This is a genomic window from Flavitalea antarctica (assembly GCF_054461535.1).
The window spans coordinates 1-17,514 of the sequence record NZ_JBTLQG010000011.1; the positions used below are offsets into that span (position 1 = coordinate 1).

Genomic DNA, 17,514 nt, shown 5'->3' on the forward strand with positions numbered 1-17,514 from the left:
TTAAAAAGTGCTTTGATGTCTTCCGGGATTTCGTGACGAGGCACGGAATGAAACAGGCGGTTACTCTTCTGCAGGTGGTTGCCTTAAACGAAACATTGAATGTTGAGCTTGAAGCTACGGTTGTGAGATAGTTTGGGGCTAACATAGTATTGACCCTACGCTGTGTAAAACACGAGTTAACAGGCGATAGTTGCTATCTCGTCCGATAGAAACATTGATGATTATTCAGATTTTAAAATCACATTCATGAGAAAGCTGGCAGTGCTTTCATCATATAAATTCACCTAAAATGACAGAAAACAATAAGATACTTTTAATGAAAGCAAATGAAGCCGTTTCCAAAGGAGACTATGAAGTCTTTCTGCAGTATTGCACGGAGGATACGAAATGGATCTTTGTTGGCGACAAGGTTTTGGATGGGAAAGAGGAAGTGCGCAAATGGATGTTAACTGAATATATTGAGCCGCCAAAATTTGATGTCAGTAAGCTAATTGCAGAGGATGATTATGTCACCGCACTTGGTCAAATCACATTGATAAACGAAAAGGGGACAAGTGTTCAGTATTGGTACTGCGATGTATGGAAGTTCCGGGACGGAAAATTGGCTGAACTGACGGCTTTCGTAATAGAGCCTTAAGCATTGCAACCAAACACCCGGAAAGAGTGACCACATTAATAATCAATATGGTAATGCAAGAAAACCCGCCTTTGCTTAAGCAAAGGCGGGCGGAAAGTGGTCTATAAACAAGAACTTAAAAACCCCTTTTCTCCACCTTCGGTGGTTCAGGCCTTTTATATTCCTTAGATTTCAATAATGTTTTTATTTCCGTGATTGCTCTTTCGAGTTGCGGATCCACGCCCCGTGCCATTGAACCTAAATTTTCATCAACCGGAATATCCGGGTCTACGCCATGACCTTCCTTGAACCAGGTGCCGTCGGGGTTATACATGCGGAAGCTTGGAGCTGTTACACTACCACCATCTATCAATGGCGGTGTGCCCGAAATGCCAATCAATCCTCCCCAGGTACGCGTGCCTATCAGGGGCCCCAGGCCTTTCCTGCGAAAATAATCAGGGAACGCATCCCCGCCGGATCCGCTCCAGCCATTCATCAGCATTACCTTAGGTCCAAAATGTGCATACGGCGGCCAGGGCCATGGGCTGCCATCCCTGATACCCCAATAAGCTAACGGATCGCGGTTCAGGATTTCAATAAAGCGATCAGGTATCTGACCACCGTCATTGAATCTTTCATCAATGATTAAACCTTTTTTATGCCACTGCGCGTTAAACTGGCGGATCAGTTCGTTCTGGCCATCAATTCCCGTGCTTGGAACATATATATATCCTATTTCGCCGTTGGTAGCTTCCGAAACTTTTGTTGCCATTTCATTGATCCAGGCGAGATGTCGCAGACGATACTCATCGCTCAGGGTTTGTACAATTACTGTTTTTGCCCCGGTGAAAGAAGGCTTCGTATTATATGTTATTTCCACAGCTTTATTTGCCAGCCCTTCAAAAGCTACATAAGGGTCGTTTGCTGTAGTGAGAGGTACACCATTTACTGCCAGTATATACATCCCTTCTTTTGCATCGATCCCTGAGATATCGAGTGGTGAACGTGCTTCAGCGTCATAGGAAGCGCCACGGATAATCTTTTTGACCTTGTAATATTCGCCATCCGGTTCATAATCTACACCGATGTAACCGGTGTTTTGTGTTTTAGGACGCTCCAGGTCACCACCACTTAAGTAAGTGTGCGATGCATTTAACTCGCCTATCATTTCAGCTATTACGAAATTTGCTTCTTCACGGGTTGTGGCTCCTTCCAGCATTTTGCCATAGCGCTCCCTGACCTGGCTCCAGTTGACACCATGCATATTGGGATCGTAGAAATAATCTCTCTCAATACGCCATGCATCTGCAAATATCTGCTTCCATTCCGCAGCCGGATCTATCATTGTTTGCATTTCTGACACACGCAATGGCTTCTCAAATTTTTGGTTTTCGGCAACCTGGATGATCGCAAACTGATTGTTTGGTCGTGCAGTTAAAATTTTTCCTTTGTTTTCCGACAGCAGGTAACCATTAGCATTTTCAAGGATCGTCCTTTCTTCACGCTTCTCTATATCAAAGTATTTGATGGCACCAGGACCTGTGGTTCCGGTGTTTTGTCCTTTCATGTAAATGATCTTTCCTTTTGCAGCATTAAGCTGTCCGTAGTTGCCTGCTGGCAGGGGAAGTATCACCATCCGCTGCTCCAGGGCATCGAAATCAATCAGTACATCTTTAGCAGAGGGTAGGGGTTTTACTTTTAACGATGTATCCTTTCTTTCCTTCTCTGCCTTGCTGATCAATTCTTCTTTTTTCGCAGGTGCATCAAGTTTAAGGGCAACTGTATCATTCTTCGGTGCCAGTAGTGATGGTGTGGTTTTCAGCAGCGCTATCGCAGCTACCTGTGCGGAGTTTCCATAGATGAATGAATTGTCGATACTGCTGTATATCGGTTGAAATGATTGCGATGTGATAAGGAACAAGTATTTGCTTTCCGGGTCGAAAACCGGACTATAGGCACTATAAAATCCAGAAGTAACCTGGTGCAGTTTTTTACTATTATAGTCAAAGATGAAAACAGCCTGCTGCTGATTATCCAGGTCCCTGCTATAGGTAAGGTAACGGCTATCAGGCGACCACTTCACCTGGAAGTTAGCCAGATTTCCATGCATCATCCGGAGTCCCCTGTCAACCTGCGTGGTTTGGCCGGTCGTCACATCAACTACCTGTATCTTCATTGCTTTGTCAATGAACGCGATCTTTTTGCTGTCTGGCGACCAATAAGGTTGGTACCTGAAGCCCTCACCATAGCTGGTTATCTTTTTTTCTGAACCTTCCACATCGGTCTGCATCAGGTATAATTCATATTCACCGGATTTATCGCTCCAGTATGCAATGGATTTGCCATCCGGGGACCACGCCGGGTAGCGTTCGGCGGCGCCGGAGCTATGTGTCAGATCTTTCACAAACCCGTTCTCTGCCGGAACGGAAAATATATTACCCCGGGCCTGAAACAACGCCCGGTTACCATCAGGACTTAATACCACCGTCTGAATATTTCTTTCGGCCGATTCGAGCCGGGGCTTGAGTAATGCCTTGTCGGTAACAAGACTTACATCAACACTTTTTGGCTTTAACGTAGCAAATGGAAGTATGTAGAGTTTGCCGCCCGCTTCATATACTATGTCTTCCGGTCCCTTCGAGGGGAAGTGTACATCAGATTCCGTGTACTTGGTTATTTGCGTTGACGTTTTCTTTGCTACATCATATTTCCAGATATTGGTGCGTTGCTCGGGACCTTTGTCGGAAAGAAAATAGATGGCGTCGCCGTGCCACATTGGAAAATCATAAGGTGCATCATCAGCAGCAGAAATATTCTCCGAAGTTTTGTTGGCGAAATTGTAGATATGGATATCGGCAACATTACCACCGCGATAACGCTTCCAGTTGCGAAGGCGTTCCGTTCTTATTACCACTGCCATCTGTTTTCCATCGGGAGAATATGAGCCGTATTCCGCGTAGGCCAGTGGCATCTTTTCAGCCGGGCCGCCGCTCGCGGCTACCATATAAAACTGGCTAAATCTTGCTTTTCCACTTTCCCGGTTCGAAGCAAATATTACTTTGTTTTCGTCTGGGGACCAGTCGACCACACGGTCCGGGTAACCATGGCTGGTAAGACGTACAGGTACACCACCGGTGGTGGGAATCATATACGCATCCGCGTTGCCATCGTAATTGCCGGTGAAGGCAACCCGCTTGCCATCGGCAGAAAATTTTGGAAAACTTTCAACTCCCGCAGGTGAACTGAGTTTAACAGCAGTACCACCTGTCTTTGGCATCATCCACAAGTCATTTGCATAAGTAAACACAATATCTGTCTTAGATACATCGGGGTATCTGAAAAGACCTGCATCAATTTGTGCAACAGCCGTCATGGATGCAATGGTCGGCAGTAGCAGGGCAATTAGCTTTCTCATATGTTTTTATTAGTATATGAATATAAGGAAGCTGTATCACAGATCGGTTACCGTTGATAAATTTTTTCTTCCTGCCCGTTGCTTCATAAGATTTTTTTCCGCCGCAGGCAATCCAGCGTTCTAATAAATGAACCTGCGTAGTACTTCCGTGTAACTACGACTCACCTTTAAGATGGTGCCGTCCTTTAATAAAATCTGAGGACCGGTGGGTTCTTTATGAACCTCCGAGATAGCATTCAAGGCGATAATATGTGAACGATGAATGCGAACAAAGATGCGCGGATCAAGTTTCTGTTCCAGTTCGCCAATGCCTTTATTGCTGAGATAATGTTGCTGTGCTGTGTGAATCTTTGCATAATCTCGTTCTGCTTCAACCCATTGGATATCTGAAACAGATATGCTGACCAATTTAGAACCGAGTTCAACGAGAATGCGATCGGGATACAAATTCTTCTGAAGATTTTCTGATAAAAGCTGTAAGTTCTTCATCATATCCCGATCATTTGATAACACCTTTCTAACTGCTGTCCCAAAGCGCTCCCTGGTATAAGGCTTAAGCAGATAGTCCACTGCATTAACTTCAAACGCTTTCAGGGCATAATTATCAAAGGCTGTCGAAAAAATGATTTTTGGAATATGCTCCATCTCCTGCAGTACTTCAAAACCCGTTTTTCCGGGCATTTGTACATCGAGAAATATTATATCGGGTTGTAACACATTCACTACACTCAATGCTTCTACACCATTTTTGCATTCTGCAATTACTTTCAGGCTCGGATAATCCTGCAGATATTCCTTTAAAAGGTTACGAGCGGGAATCTCATCGTCTGCAATAACCACTTTCTGTTCCGTCATAATTTAGATTTAGGTATGCGGAAGGAGACGCTCACGCCGATGGGACGGTTCTCTTCGATTCTGATTTCATTTCCATACAACTTGTTCAAACGTAGATTTGTATTACTTAAACCTATTCCTTTTTTTAAAACTGCATCCATGGAGGTTCCATTCAGACCAGCTCCGGAATCTGAGATCGTAATCACAACATCTTTCCCATCACTCAGTACGCTGACGTGAACAGTCCCGCCTTCTATGCTTTTCGCAATGCCATGGTGAAGAGCATTTTCCACAAGGGGTTGCATTAACATGGGTGGAATTGGCGTATCAAGGATTGATTCATCCACTTTATAGGTTACCTGCAACCTGTCACTGAACCTTTCCTTTTCAAGATCGAGATATGCTTTTATAAAGGCGAGCTCTTTTCTTATAGGAATTGTTTCTTCGTTAGCATTATGAAGGGCAAACCGAAAAGTATCTCCAAGCCTTGCAATCAGCTCACGGGTATGCTCCATTTCAGGAGGTACTGAAGCACTAATAGAATTAAGGGAGTTAAACAGAAAATGTGGCTGAATTTGAGCCTTCAGCGCATTCAACTCACTGGCATGTGCCAGTTGTTCGAGCAGTTTTTCCTTTTGCTGTTGCAATTTCATCTCATTATAATTCTCATAAATATGCAAGGTGCCAAAAGTTACGAGATATAGTAACGAACCGATATACACATCCCAGTATGTACCAGCACCACGTAAGCGTCCCGCCTCGGGGAAGAAATTATCGATCAAAAAATAAAAGCTGCTGAGCCAGACTAAAATATAGAGGGGCATCGTCAACCCGTGAAGGCGCAACCGCTTCCAAAATGGCCAATGCCGGAACTGCTTAAAAATGAGCCAATACACTGGTATTGCCCACAGGAACTTTAACAGGTAATTGATAATCGTTTGCTGCCACGCATTGAAACTGCCGCTTGATGTGATATAGAGCGCCACCCAATAAGAAATTCCCATCAGTGCATAGAAAAGCACAAATAGGTAAACGTCTTTAAGTGAAAGATGCCATACCAGGTTGTCACGGGTTTTCAGTGTGTTATCAATTTTGAACAAACTTAAGCTAAAAGCGGCTTCACCAGGCTTGCCTTCGACGAAGCGACAAAAACGCCGACGAATCACTTTCAGTTCGTTCGGCGATACTATTGTTTAACCGGCAGTTCCACCGGGAAAAATACATATATGGAGCTTAGGTTGCGTGTCTAAATTATTTTATGAGAAGTCTGATCATATTATTGTTGCTGAAATGTACTATGCTGAATGCGCAAACTATCACAGGCCATGTTATGAGTGAAGATAACAGCCCGGTTACAAACGCCTCCATCAGTATGTTGAGAGCGAGTGATTCGTTTCTTCTTAAAATTGTCATGACTGATCGGGAAGGCAAATTTGTGATTGATAAGGTAGAGGCGCCACAACTCTTGATTTACGTTACTGCTATCGGGTATCAACCAGTATACAGAGCCCTTGTAACAACATCGATTGAAATTAGACTTGTACGATTACCTGTAGGATTAACACAAGTAGTTGTTACAGCCAGAAAGCCTTTGATTGAAATTAAACCGGATAAACTCGTGTTCAATGTTGAAGGAAGTATCAATGCCAGTGGCAGTAACGCCCTCGAGTTACTTCAAAAAGCTCCGGGTACCCTGGTAGACAAAGATGATAACATCATTCTTGCCGGTAAAAACGGTGTGCGGATCCATATTGACGGCAAGCCAACACCGCTAACCGGCACAGACCTTGCCAGCTATCTTCGGAGTATAAACAGCTATGACATTGAAGCTATCGAAATTATCACTAACCCGTCATCCAGGTATGATGCAGCGGGGAACGCCGGGATCATCAATATCAGGCTTAAGAAAAATACAAACTTAGGTTGGAATGGCAGCTTTAGTGGTGGTTACAGCATCGGTATTTACGCGAAATATACCGTCGGCGCTTCTCTGAATTATCGTAATAAACGCGTAAACTTTTTTAGTAATTACAGCATTTCTGCAAATACAAACAGAAGTCAACTGAATTTTTTTCGCGTGCAAAATGATACCATATATGATCAGGTGTCGTCGGGCATTTCAGAAGCAGGAGTAATTAATTTGAAAACGGGATTGGATATCTTTATTTCAAAAAAACAAACGTTCGGCATACTTGTAAACAGCGGGCTCGGAAATACAGAATATGCAGGAAATAGTATAACTGCAATTGAGGGTATTGGTACCCTTGCCGGCGGGCAGAGATTGACAGCAACCGGACTCAATCGTGCCCGGAGGACCAATGTTAGTGCAAATTTAAATTATAAATATGCAGATACAGTCGGAAGGTTGATTACCATCGACTTTGACCACGGAACATTTCTTTTGCTTAACAACGGCTTTACACCGAATACTTATACGGATCTTGCCAGCGGGGCATGGCTTTCACGTTACACTTTTAGTACAAACTCTCCAGCAGATATCAAACTTACAGGTATTAAAGCAGACTATGAACAGAATCTTAAAGCCGGTCGGGTGTCATTTGGTATAAAGCTTTTAGACGTAGAAACGGACAATACGTTTGAATTTTTTAATCATGATGTTTCGGACAGGCCCATTTATGATGATCAGAGAAGTAATCAATTCATATACAAGGAACAAATACTCGCAGCATATGCGCAATACCAATTGAAAATAAAAAAGTTTGACTATCAGGTTGGACTCAGGGTGGAACAAACAACCAGTGAGGGTGATTTACAATCTGTCGCAAACGATACAGACAAGAATATTAAGAGACGATATTTTGATCTGTTTCCGAGTGCAGGTGTCAATATGCAACTGAATACCAGCAACAGTTTTGGCATTAGCTACAGTCGCCGTATTGACCGGCCGCGGTACCACGATTTAAATCCGTTTGAAAACAAAATTGATGAATTATCTTATCAGAAAGGAAATCCTTTTTTAAAGCCTCAATACACCAATGTGTATGAACTTCGCCATACTTACAAATACAAACTGACGACCGGCCTCTCTTTTAGTGATGTTAAAGATTTCTTCGCCCAGGTTTCAGATACCATCGAAACGAAAAGGACTTTTATAATGCAGCGTAACCTTGCCAGCCAAAAGATACTGAGCATGAATATCAGTTATCCTTTTCAAATCACGGAATGGTGGTCGGTTTATATAAACTTGTCTGTTTATCACAGCCGGTACAGGGCGACGTTTGAGAAGGGGAAATCTATTAACCTGGATGCAACAGTAGCAAGTTTCTATCAACAACAAACATTTACTCTGGGAAAAAAATGGACGGCAGAATTGAGTGGATTTTACAACAGCCCTTCTGTCTGGGCGGGAACTTATAAAACAAAGTCGATATGGACACTGGATGCTGGTCTGCAAAAGCGAATCTGGAATGATAATGCAAGTTTGAAAATGAGTATTGCAGATATTTTTTTTACGATGCCCTGGTCCGGAACAAGCAGTTTCGGTGCGTTGAATGTGGTTGCCAGTGGCCGATGGGAAAGCCGCCAGCTAAAAATCAATTTTTCCTGCCGTTTTGGCAACAAAAAGATGAAATCTGCTACAAACAGGAAAACAGGACTTGACGAATTAAATAACCGGGTTAATTAGATTATTGCTTTGTATTTTTTCATACAATAATCATAGGCTATGACACGTTTATAGAAGCTTGAATTTCACTTATGATTTTCTATACATATCTAACAGTCGTGTCCGCTACAATGAAAAAAACTATTTACTGTTTGCTGCTTTTTAGTTTTGGATTTGCCAGCTGCAAGAAGCTGAGTAATCTGCTGACATTCGAAATCTCCAACTCCGAAAACATCAAGATACCTGCCAGTGGTATATTGACCGTGCCTATCATCTCACCTGTTCCCGTAACCATGAATTCAGAGGAGTCCTTTGAAAACAATAATACCCGGGCAAACCTGGTGAAAGATGTGGTGTTAAAGAAGCTGACCCTTACCATCACTGACCCGGCAGCAGAAAATTTCAACTTCCTGAAAAGCATCCGAATTTATATCGGTACAGATAATAACGATAAAGTGCCTCTTGCATCGCTTGACAACATACCGATGGGAGTTTCAACCATCGAATTAATTTCGGATAATTCTAAACTCGATAAATATGTTAAAGCTTCCTCCTACAAACTTTACACAGAAGTAGAGATTAAATCCAACATCACAAAAGAGTTGAACGTCCGGGCTGATTCGAAGTTCAAAGTAACTGCTGATCCTTTGTAATTAAGTTTTAGCCACATAGCAAAGGGAACGATAGTACCATTTGTATTTCTGATCCAAAAGAACCCAATACTTCTTTACAAGGGACGTTTTTCGGGTTTCTGGTCTTGTCTTCAAAGTCATAACCCGCATTCACGTTCAGGTGACAATCGTGATCTTCTTTGCCTGCTCCTGGGCTTTAAGCGCCAGTTCCGTAGCCAGGAAACAATGTTCCTGTTGCATACTTGTTTGCGTCCGGTTAAGTATGTCGTCGATGAATTGCTGTGCGAAGGGCAAGGGTTGTTTACTGCAATCGAAATGACGCGTTTCTTTTTGATCTACAAGAAAAAGGTGCTGACCGCCTTCACGGCCGGCGATATCAAGATTTTTGCGCAGTTCGATATAACCTTCCGTACCAAGTATTGTAATACGGTCATCACCCCAACTCTGCAATCCACCCGGGGTAAACCAGTCGAGGCGCATGTAGCCTGTTCCGCGGTCACCGGTCAACATAACGTCACCGAAGTCTTCAAATGCAGGGTGTTGTGGATGATTGACATTTGCTACCTGTGAAGCGACGATAGAAGCTTTCGTTGATCCTGTCATAAACAGGAACTCTTCAAACTGATGGGAGCCGATATCGTTGATGATACCACCGTATCGTTTGGTATTCCAAAACCATTCAGGCCTGCTTTGCGGATTTGTACGATGGGGAGCTACCGCGATTGTCTGGACAACCTTACCTATTGCGCCGGCCTTTACGAGCTCGCCAGCTTTTAATGATCCACGATTTTCGAGTCTTCCGTAAAAGACTGAAAAAATCCTGCCTGTGCTTTTCTGCACTTTACGTACTTCGGCCACCTGGGAAAACGTGGCGACGGCCGGCTTATCTACGAGAAAATCCTTACCGTGGTTCATTGCGGCAATTGCTATTGATGCCCTTTCATCAGGAATTGCTGCGCATAAAATCAGCTGGATAGTTTTATCTTCCAATATCTCTTTATCAGTCCCCGCAATTCGGGCCTGCGAATATTTTTTTGCAAACGCTGCGCTCAGGTCCGCTTCTTTCGCATAAAAGGAAACGAAGCTGCCCCCGGCCCTAATCATCATGTCAACCAGGGAATTGATGTGACCATGATTGATGCCTATAACGGCGAACCGTATGCGCTGTTGGACCAAGGAGTTTAAACGTGGCGGCTTCGCAGATTGCCGGTCTTCAACCGCTCTCAGTGATTTTGGTAATGCAGAAAGTATAGCCAATCCGCCGAGGGCGCCGGTAGCCTGTTTGATAAAATCACGACGGATATTTCGCGTTGCTGACATTTCTATAATTTGTTTTAGGCATGGGGTATTCAAATCGAGTCGGTGGTAATCTAAGGCTGCGACGAATGTTTATTTTATGTTAAGCCTTCAGCCAGCGGTCAAACCATTGAAAGGCTTCTTTTTGCATGTCGTTATCGAATTTGTGCAGGCCGGGATAATACGAGCATTTAAATTTCTCCGCAGCGCCGGCTTTCTTATAAACCTCCGTTAGTATGTTTTCGGCTTTCTGCATTTCGGGTAAAGTATATAATTGGTCTTCCCGGTCATTCAGAACGAGTGTTGCGAGTGGAACACGCAGACCCATAATTTCAGGAAAATCAAGTTCTGCCGGAAGCAAGGGTATATATGCCATCCAGGTATGTGTAAACGACTTGTTCAGCAGGAAATCATTCCAGGTAGTGTTGAACCCAACGTTAACAGCACATTTAATTCTTTGATCAAGTCCTGCTAAAAAAGCAGTTCTGAGCCCCCCACCTGATAACCCTGCACAGCCCACGCGGCTGGCATCTACATCTGGTCGGGCACATAAGATATCCAGTGCTACTTTATCTTCAGCAAAAAACACTGCCGGCCAGGTAGTACCTGAACAGAAAAGTGATTTCGCCATTATACTTTCATGAGTGGTGGCCCAGGCGTTATATGCCTGAATGCTTTCGTGGTTATCGTCGGTGCCTTCTTTAATGCCATTTCTTAGACGGGTCGGGACATCCTCAATCATAACGCGACGGCTTCCAAATGCAAAAGCATCTGACACAAGCACAACGTAGCCAAGCTTTGCAATCTCGTTTGCCCATGCTGATCCCGTGTAATAATGTTCCTGGTGATCTTTCATCAGCGGATGCTGCTTATCAGATATTTTCGTGATTTTGTCGCATCCAAAATACTTGTTACCACCATGATCATGAAAACCAAGCACTCCCGGAAGTTTACCTGTTGCATTCACGGGCTTTAAGAGAATGGCCTTCGTTGGGCGTCCATAAGGCAGTTCCCAGCTGATCTCCTCTATATGGAGTCCGTCGTAAGTAGACTTCTTATGTACTGTTACCTTCGGAAGGCCGCCCATGTCAGGAATCGCAAGTCTTTCAATAACTCTTTGTTTTGCAGACTTGCGCCATTTTTCGAGGTTGGTAAACTCCGGTCTTCGGAAAGACAGGGAGGGTAACTTGTTTCCGCGTAGTGAAGCTGCCCATGCACCATAAAGACCGATTACGCTGAGATCTGTGTCATCATTCGTTTCTTCGATTCCGGCAGAACCAGAAACATCAGGTCGGATTATATTACCTGCGGCCATAGTTGGGAATATGTTGTTTTGAGCAAATGCAAGCCCGGTGAGGCCTGCGATTTTTAGAAAATCTCTTCTTTTTGCCATATGTGATTCTGTTGGTCAGCAATTAACAACTTTTATTTTATTTCGATTCATAAAAAAATTGTTTTCGAAATCTTTTTTTTCTTATTTTCTGCTTTCGTATCATTGTATTTGAGCAAATACCAAAATTCGTAAGCATGAAGCTGTCGAGGATTTACAGATTTGGATTAAAACCGGTGCTTTTGTTTGTTCACCTCGTCTCTTTGGATACGATGGGTGTTGCTCAGCAATCACAGGTCACCGAAACAACAGAATCGTTGCGGACATATCCATATTCTGACCCAAATCCGATACCAGTTTTAGGGCTTAACAAAAAAGTTGCTCCTTTCTATCCTTACTTTGTTTTTGATGGATATACGGATAAAAGCACCATGCAGAACTGGAAGGTGGTAAAACTGGAAAATCCTTATATCACTGTTTCTGTGCTGCCGGAAGTTGGTGGCAAAGTTATGGGTGCTGTTGAGAAGTCGACAAATAATGAATTTGTCTATCTGAATCATGTGATGAAGTTCCGGGCAATTGGTATTCGTGGCCCATGGACAAGTGGCGGTATAGAGCATAACTTTGGTCTCGACCTGGGGCATGCTCCCTGGGCAGCGTCGGCTGTTGATTATTTTATCCGCAACAACAAAGATGGAAGTGTTAGTTGTATTGTCGGAGGACTTGACCTTGCATCCCGTTCCGAATGGCGGGTGGATATCAGGCTGCCTAAAGACAAAGCTTATTTTGAAACTAATTCCATCTGGTTCAATCCAACTCCTTTGCACCAGTCATATCTTTCCTGGGAAAACGCTGCATTCAAAGCGTCAGATGATCTGCAGTTTTATTTTCCCGGTACTCATCATATAGGACATGATGGTAGCGCCTCACCGTGGCCAATCGATAAAAACGGTCGTAACCTTGCCATCTATAAAGAAAATAATTTCGGGGAGAGTAAGTCATATCACGTTGTGGGCAACGCACGCAACTGGTTTGGAGGTTACTGGCATAACAGGAAGTTTGGTTTCGGCCACTGGGCACCATATGCTGATGCACCGGGAAAAAAATTATGGATCTGGGCCCTGTCAAGGGAAGGGGCCATCTGGGAAGATTTGTTAACAGATGCGGATGGGCAATATATCGAAGCCCAGTCAGGCGCTATCCTGAACCAGGCAGCAGAGAGAAGTGGCTACCACAGTCCATTCACCCAACTATCACACCGTCCTTTATATGCGGAAAGTAAGAACGAAATCTGGTTTCCTGTAAAAAATACCGGTGGCATGGCAGATGCGAATGCGTTCGGAACCTTAAACGTGATGGTGTCCGGTGATAGTCTGAAGATTGCGATTAGTCCACATACAATTATTAATGATAGCCTTATTGTTTTTCATAAAGGTGTACGTGTTCTTGGGGAGCTGCTTCACTTACAGCCAATGCAGGTATTTGACAGAATGCTCTTGCTGACTTCGGTTGATTTAAATTCAACACGTGTTAGCCTGGGACAAGGCAAGTTACTGTTTGCACCAAAAGAAAATGTCATTAACAGACCGGTAACTGCTTCACCTAACGATACCCTATACCAGTCAGCGCAGCGGTTTTTCAGAATGGCAGAAGAACAAAATTCAATGCGAAATTACAAGGCTGCTTTTGATAACTATCAGCAGTGCCTGTCGATCGAACCAGGTCACTATGACGCGTTAAGCAGGGTAGCGGAATACTATTACCGGGCGGGTGACTACGAAGCTGGTATTAGACATGCGCAGAAAGTGTTGCAGTATGATACCTATCATGGTGCCGCTAATTTTATCTATGGCAATTTATTGTTGAAACAGGGAAAGCTTGATGAAGCAGAAGAAGCATTCAACATGGCTTCCCGTAGTATCGAATATCGATCGGCCTCGGTTGTTTATAATGCTGGTATTCAATTGCAGAAAAAAAACTTTGAGGAGGCGGCTCAGTATTCAATCAGGGCATTGGATTATAATAAGAAAAATCTTTTGGCATACCAGTTTTTAATAACTGCGTATCGGAAGCTGCAGCAAAAGTCAAGGGCTGACAGTACTATAAACCTCTTGCTTGATGTGGATCCCTTAAACCATTACGCACGTTTTGAAAAGTATTTGCTTCAACCTTCCGATTCGTGTCTGAAACACTTCAAATCAGCTATCCGGAATGAGTTGTCGCATGAAACTTATCTCGAACTTGCCATCACCTATGCGAACCAGGGGCTAACCGAAGAGGCTATTACAGTATTGGAACAGTCACCTTCTTATCCAACCGTGTATTACTGGCTCGCTTATCTGAAACGAGATACAGATGCTGCTGCGAGCGGGTCTTATCTAAAACAGGCGATTGCATTATCACCCGCATTTGTATTCCCGTTCAGAATGGAATCGATGTCTGTTCTTAACTGGGCCAACAATGCACTTCCTTCATGGAAAACTACTTATTACCTCGCACTGGTTAGATGGAATAATCTTCAAACGGCTGAGGCAATGAGGCTCTTTTCGGATTGTGCGAACGAGCCTGACTTTCCTTCATTTTACCTGGCAAGGGCAGCACTGTTTGGAAATGATAAAATTAAAGCACCTTATGTAAGCGCCGATCTGGGGCGCGCTTTGAGCCTCGATTCTACGCAATGGAGAACATGGCATGCGCGCAATGAACACATGTTTGACCAGGGTTTGTATAACCAATGTTATCAATTGAGCGGTGAAGCATATAAGAGATTCAGGCTGAATCCAATCATCTCGATGGATTATGCAAAAGCACTCCTGAATACGGATAGGTTTACTGAGTGTCTGGCCGTATTAAAAAATACCCTGGTCTTGCCGCAGGAAGGCGCGCAGGAAGGACATGAATTATATGAACTTGCTAATCTTTCCCTTGCCTTGAAAATGATAGATCAGAAAAAATACAGGAATGCATTATCATATTTAGCGGAAGCGAGGAAATGGCCGGAGCACCTTGGATCAGGCAGCCCTTATAATCCTGATACCAGGCTGCATGATTTCATGGCAGCTTTTTGCGAGATAAAACTGGGAAACAAAAAACAGGCGGGTGTTTACCAAAATAGAATCGCGGATTATTCACTCGACAAAGAGCATTGGATGGGTAGTCAAAACCCGTTTGGTAATTATATCGGAATGTTGGTTTTAAAGCAACAAAACCGGCAGATCGAATTACAACAGTTAATGAATGGCTGGAAGGCACAACAGGATTCTGTTCGTAACTGGAGCATAACACAGGCCTCGGCCGGAGCCCGGTTTGATTGGGTATTTGCAAAATATAATAATGACGAGAAAAAAGCAGAGATGTTTGTCAGACAATTAGCGGAACCGGGGATTGTGAGCAGGTTTAGAATACTTCAGAAGATGATGAACTACGTAGAAAACTAATTCATCATTCTTAATTAAAAATCTTTGAGTATGGACAGACGTTCATTAATACGCAATTTCTTATTTTTTGCCGGTGGTGTTACCATGCTTCCCGCTTGCCTCAACCGCCAGGGTAAGGCTTCGATAGCACTAAAGACCATTGAGATAGATGAGCAGCAGGAAAAGCTGCTGGCAGAAATTGCTGCTACCATTATTCCCCAAACAGATACGCCCGGTGCAAAGGAAGTCGGAGCACATTTGTTCGTTCTCAAAATGGTTGATGATTGCTACGAACGGGAAGACCAGGACAAATTTTTGCGTGGCCTCGATGAGCTTGACCAAAGCACTAAAAAGCGTTTCAAACACTCATTCATAGCATGTACTTACGAACAAAAGCAGCAAATATTCGAAGGCATTGAGAAAAAAGAGTCTTTCGCACCCGAGGTTTTCGACTTTTATAAGATCATGAAAGCAAAAACTATCCAGGGTTATCTCACTTCCAAATACGTGCTTGTGAATATCATCAAGTATGAAATGATTCCTTCGGTACCATATAACGGCTATCATCAAATAAAAAACACTTAGGCTCATGGGCGACAAACAAAAAGGATCTGTAAAAGAGCGAAGCTTTGATGCAATAGTAATCGGTTCTGGAATCAGTGGTGGTTGGGCCGCGAAGGAGTTTGCCGAAAAAGGGCTGAAAACACTGGTGCTTGAGCGGGGCCGGGATGTAAAACACATCAAGGATTATCCGACGGCCACGAAGTTTCCTTATGAGTTTGAGCATCGCGGCGAAATGCCTTTGGAAATACGAAAGGCCAACCCCATCATCAATCGTTGTTATGCGTTTAAAGAAGATGCAGCACATTTCTTTGTGAAAGACACTGAGCATCCATATGTGCAGGACAAGCCCTTTGACTGGATCCGGGGCTACCAGGTCGGTGGGAAATCGCTCATGTGGGCAAAAGCCACACAGCGATGGAGCAACTTTGATTATGAAGGGCCGGCTCGGGATGGCTTTGCGGTAGACTGGCCCATACGTGAAAAAGATATGGCTCCCTGGTATAGCCATGTTGAAAAATTTGCTGGCATTGCGGGGAACAGGGATGGATTAAAACAATTACCCGACGGGGAGTTTCTCCCTGCGTTTCCGCTAAACGTTCTTGAAAATTATTTTAAGGAGCAATTGGCTGAAAAGTATGAGCACAGGCATTTAATCAGTGAGAGAATGGCGCATCTTACAAAGCCGCAGCCAATCCATTTTGAACAGGGCAGGGTTCAGTGCATGAGCCGTAACCTTTGTCAGCGCGGTTGTCCGCTGGGAGGATATTTCAGTAGCAATTCCTCAACGCTTCCATGGGCAGCTAAGACAGGCAACATGACGCTGCGGCCATTTTCCGTGGTGCATTCTGTTATCTATGATGATAAAAAAGGCAAGGCAACGGGCGTACGTGTTATTGATGCAAACACAAAGGAGGTTATAGAATATTATTCCAAAGTGATCTTTGTTAATGCAGGCGCGCTCAATTCAAATCTCATATTGCTTAATTCGACCTCGGGCCGCTTCCCGAATGGGTTGGGGAATGATAATGGTTTGATGGGAAAATTTGTGGCTTTCCACAATTATAGCGCAAGACTGTCGGCGACCTTTGAAGGTTTTAAAGATTATGACACTGTAGGTAGTCACCCGGGTGGAGGCTATATCCCCAGGTTTAGAAATCTGTTCAAACAAGAGACAAAATTCTTGAGGGGTTATGCGGCAGGCTTTTCAGCCTACCGGAGTTCCCATGTAGATGAAAGTGGTGTCGGGTCCGGTCTCAAAGAGAGGTTGTTGAATCCAAAAACGGGTCCGTGGAAAATCGGCTCGCATATGATGGGAGAAACAATCCCTAAAGAAACAAACATGGTTAGTCTCGATCGTTCCAAAAAAGATGACTGGGATATGCCATTATTAAAAGTCTCTGTTGAATATGATGACAACGATGAGCAAATGCGCCAGGACTATTTTGAGCAGTTCACCGAAATGCTGACAAAAACAGGCTTCACAGATATTAAAACACAAAGTTCCACTCAAAGTCCCGGCCTAGATATTCACGAGATGGGCGGGATAAGAATGGGCAATGATCCAAAAACATCATTGCTGAATAAATGGAACCAGTTGCATGAATGCAAAAATGTTTATGTCACAGATGGCGCATGTATGACTTCCACTTCCACACAAAACCCTTCCCTCACATATATGGCGCTAACAGCAAGGGCAGTGGACCATGCAGTAAACGAACTAAAAAGAGGCGATTTGTAATTTTCTTAGTTGAAATCTCCCATTGAATTCAATATCAAACTGATTAAT

At 43.7% G+C, this 17,514-nt stretch carries 11 protein-coding genes; 6 read left to right on the top strand and 5 right to left on the bottom strand.

Annotated elements, in window-relative coordinates:
* Window positions 1-289: 289 nt before the first annotated feature.
* Window positions 290-637, top strand: a complete 348-nt coding sequence (locus tag ACX0G7_RS12370) for a nuclear transport factor 2 family protein (protein WP_458923790.1) — start codon at window positions 290-292, stop codon at window positions 635-637.
* 115 nt (window positions 638-752) lie between these two features.
* On the opposite strand, the gene ACX0G7_RS12375 is transcribed toward ACX0G7_RS12370, so the two are convergent.
* From ACX0G7_RS12375 to ACX0G7_RS12385, 3 genes are all read right to left on the bottom strand, one after another.
* On the bottom strand, window positions 753-4,031 hold the full coding sequence (locus ACX0G7_RS12375) for a S41 family peptidase (protein ID WP_458923791.1): 3,279 nt from the start codon (window positions 4,029-4,031) through the stop codon (window positions 753-755).
* Between the two features lie 120 nt (window positions 4,032-4,151).
* A complete protein-coding gene (locus tag ACX0G7_RS12380) occupies window positions 4,152-4,886 on the bottom strand; it encodes a LytR/AlgR family response regulator transcription factor (protein ID WP_458923792.1) in 735 nt (244 codons plus the stop codon).
* Window positions 4,883-5,965, bottom strand: coding sequence for a sensor histidine kinase (locus ACX0G7_RS12385; protein WP_458923793.1), 1,083 nt, complete (start codon window positions 5,963-5,965; stop codon window positions 4,883-4,885). The genes ACX0G7_RS12380 and ACX0G7_RS12385 overlap by 4 nt, the downstream gene beginning before the upstream one ends.
* Window positions 5,966-6,123: 158 nt before the next feature.
* Here ACX0G7_RS12385 and ACX0G7_RS12390 point away from each other — a divergent pair, with 158 nt between their 5' ends.
* Both ACX0G7_RS12390 and ACX0G7_RS12395 read left to right on the top strand, forming a co-directional pair.
* A complete protein-coding gene (locus ACX0G7_RS12390; RefSeq protein ID WP_458923794.1) occupies window positions 6,124-8,511 on the top strand; it encodes an outer membrane beta-barrel protein in 2,388 nt (795 codons plus the stop codon).
* A 110-nt stretch (window positions 8,512-8,621) separates the two neighbouring features.
* A complete protein-coding gene (locus ACX0G7_RS12395; RefSeq protein WP_458923795.1) occupies window positions 8,622-9,143 on the top strand; it encodes a hypothetical protein in 522 nt (173 codons plus the stop codon).
* A gap of 135 nt (window positions 9,144-9,278) precedes the next feature.
* On the opposite strand, the gene ACX0G7_RS12400 is transcribed toward ACX0G7_RS12395, so the two are convergent.
* Window positions 9,279-10,442, bottom strand: coding sequence for a Gfo/Idh/MocA family protein (locus ACX0G7_RS12400; protein ID WP_458923796.1), 1,164 nt, complete (start codon window positions 10,440-10,442; stop codon window positions 9,279-9,281).
* A 79-nt stretch (window positions 10,443-10,521) separates the two neighbouring features.
* On the bottom strand, window positions 10,522-11,811 hold the full coding sequence (locus ACX0G7_RS12405) for a dienelactone hydrolase family protein (RefSeq protein ID WP_458923797.1): 1,290 nt from the start codon (window positions 11,809-11,811) through the stop codon (window positions 10,522-10,524).
* A 134-nt stretch (window positions 11,812-11,945) separates the two neighbouring features.
* Here ACX0G7_RS12405 and ACX0G7_RS12410 point away from each other — a divergent pair, with 134 nt between their 5' ends.
* Genes ACX0G7_RS12410 through ACX0G7_RS12420 form a run of 3 tightly spaced genes read left to right on the top strand, consistent with a single transcriptional unit; the run spans window position 11,946 to window position 17,466 of the window.
* On the top strand, window positions 11,946-15,185 hold the full coding sequence (locus ACX0G7_RS12410; RefSeq protein WP_458923798.1) for a DUF5107 domain-containing protein: 3,240 nt from the start codon (window positions 11,946-11,948) through the stop codon (window positions 15,183-15,185).
* Window positions 15,186-15,215: 30 nt separating this feature from the next.
* Window positions 15,216-15,749 carry a gluconate 2-dehydrogenase subunit 3 family protein gene (locus tag ACX0G7_RS12415; RefSeq protein ID WP_458923799.1) on the top strand — a complete coding sequence of 178 codons (534 nt, stop codon included), beginning with the start codon at window positions 15,216-15,218 and terminating at the stop codon, window positions 15,747-15,749.
* A 4-nt stretch (window positions 15,750-15,753) separates the two neighbouring features.
* Window positions 15,754-17,466 (top strand): GMC oxidoreductase, encoded by a 1,713-nt coding sequence (locus tag ACX0G7_RS12420; RefSeq protein WP_458923800.1) that lies wholly within the window; start codon window positions 15,754-15,756, stop codon window positions 17,464-17,466.
* The last annotated feature ends 48 nt before the right edge of the window (window positions 17,467-17,514 follow it).

Coding starts and splice junctions, on each gene's coding strand:
- ACX0G7_RS12390 (WP_458923794.1), top strand. CDS start 6,124: ATGAGAAGTCTGATCATATTATTGTTGCTGAAATGTACTATGCTGAAT.
- ACX0G7_RS12395 (WP_458923795.1), top strand. CDS start 8,622: ATGAAAAAAACTATTTACTGTTTGCTGCTTTTTAGTTTTGGATTTGCC.
- ACX0G7_RS12400 (WP_458923796.1), bottom strand. CDS start 10,442: ATGTCAGCAACGCGAAATATCCGTCGTGATTTTATCAAACAGGCTACC.
- ACX0G7_RS12420 (WP_458923800.1), top strand. CDS start 15,754: ATGGGCGACAAACAAAAAGGATCTGTAAAAGAGCGAAGCTTTGATGCA.
- ACX0G7_RS12380 (WP_458923792.1), bottom strand. CDS start 4,886: ATGACGGAACAGAAAGTGGTTATTGCAGACGATGAGATTCCCGCTCGT.
- ACX0G7_RS12375 (WP_458923791.1), bottom strand. CDS start 4,031: ATGAGAAAGCTAATTGCCCTGCTACTGCCGACCATTGCATCCATGACG.
- ACX0G7_RS12370 (WP_458923790.1), top strand. CDS start 290: ATGACAGAAAACAATAAGATACTTTTAATGAAAGCAAATGAAGCCGTT.
- ACX0G7_RS12405 (WP_458923797.1), bottom strand. CDS start 11,811: ATGGCAAAAAGAAGAGATTTTCTAAAAATCGCAGGCCTCACCGGGCTT.
- ACX0G7_RS12415 (WP_458923799.1), top strand. CDS start 15,216: ATGGACAGACGTTCATTAATACGCAATTTCTTATTTTTTGCCGGTGGT.
- ACX0G7_RS12410 (WP_458923798.1), top strand. CDS start 11,946: ATGAAGCTGTCGAGGATTTACAGATTTGGATTAAAACCGGTGCTTTTG.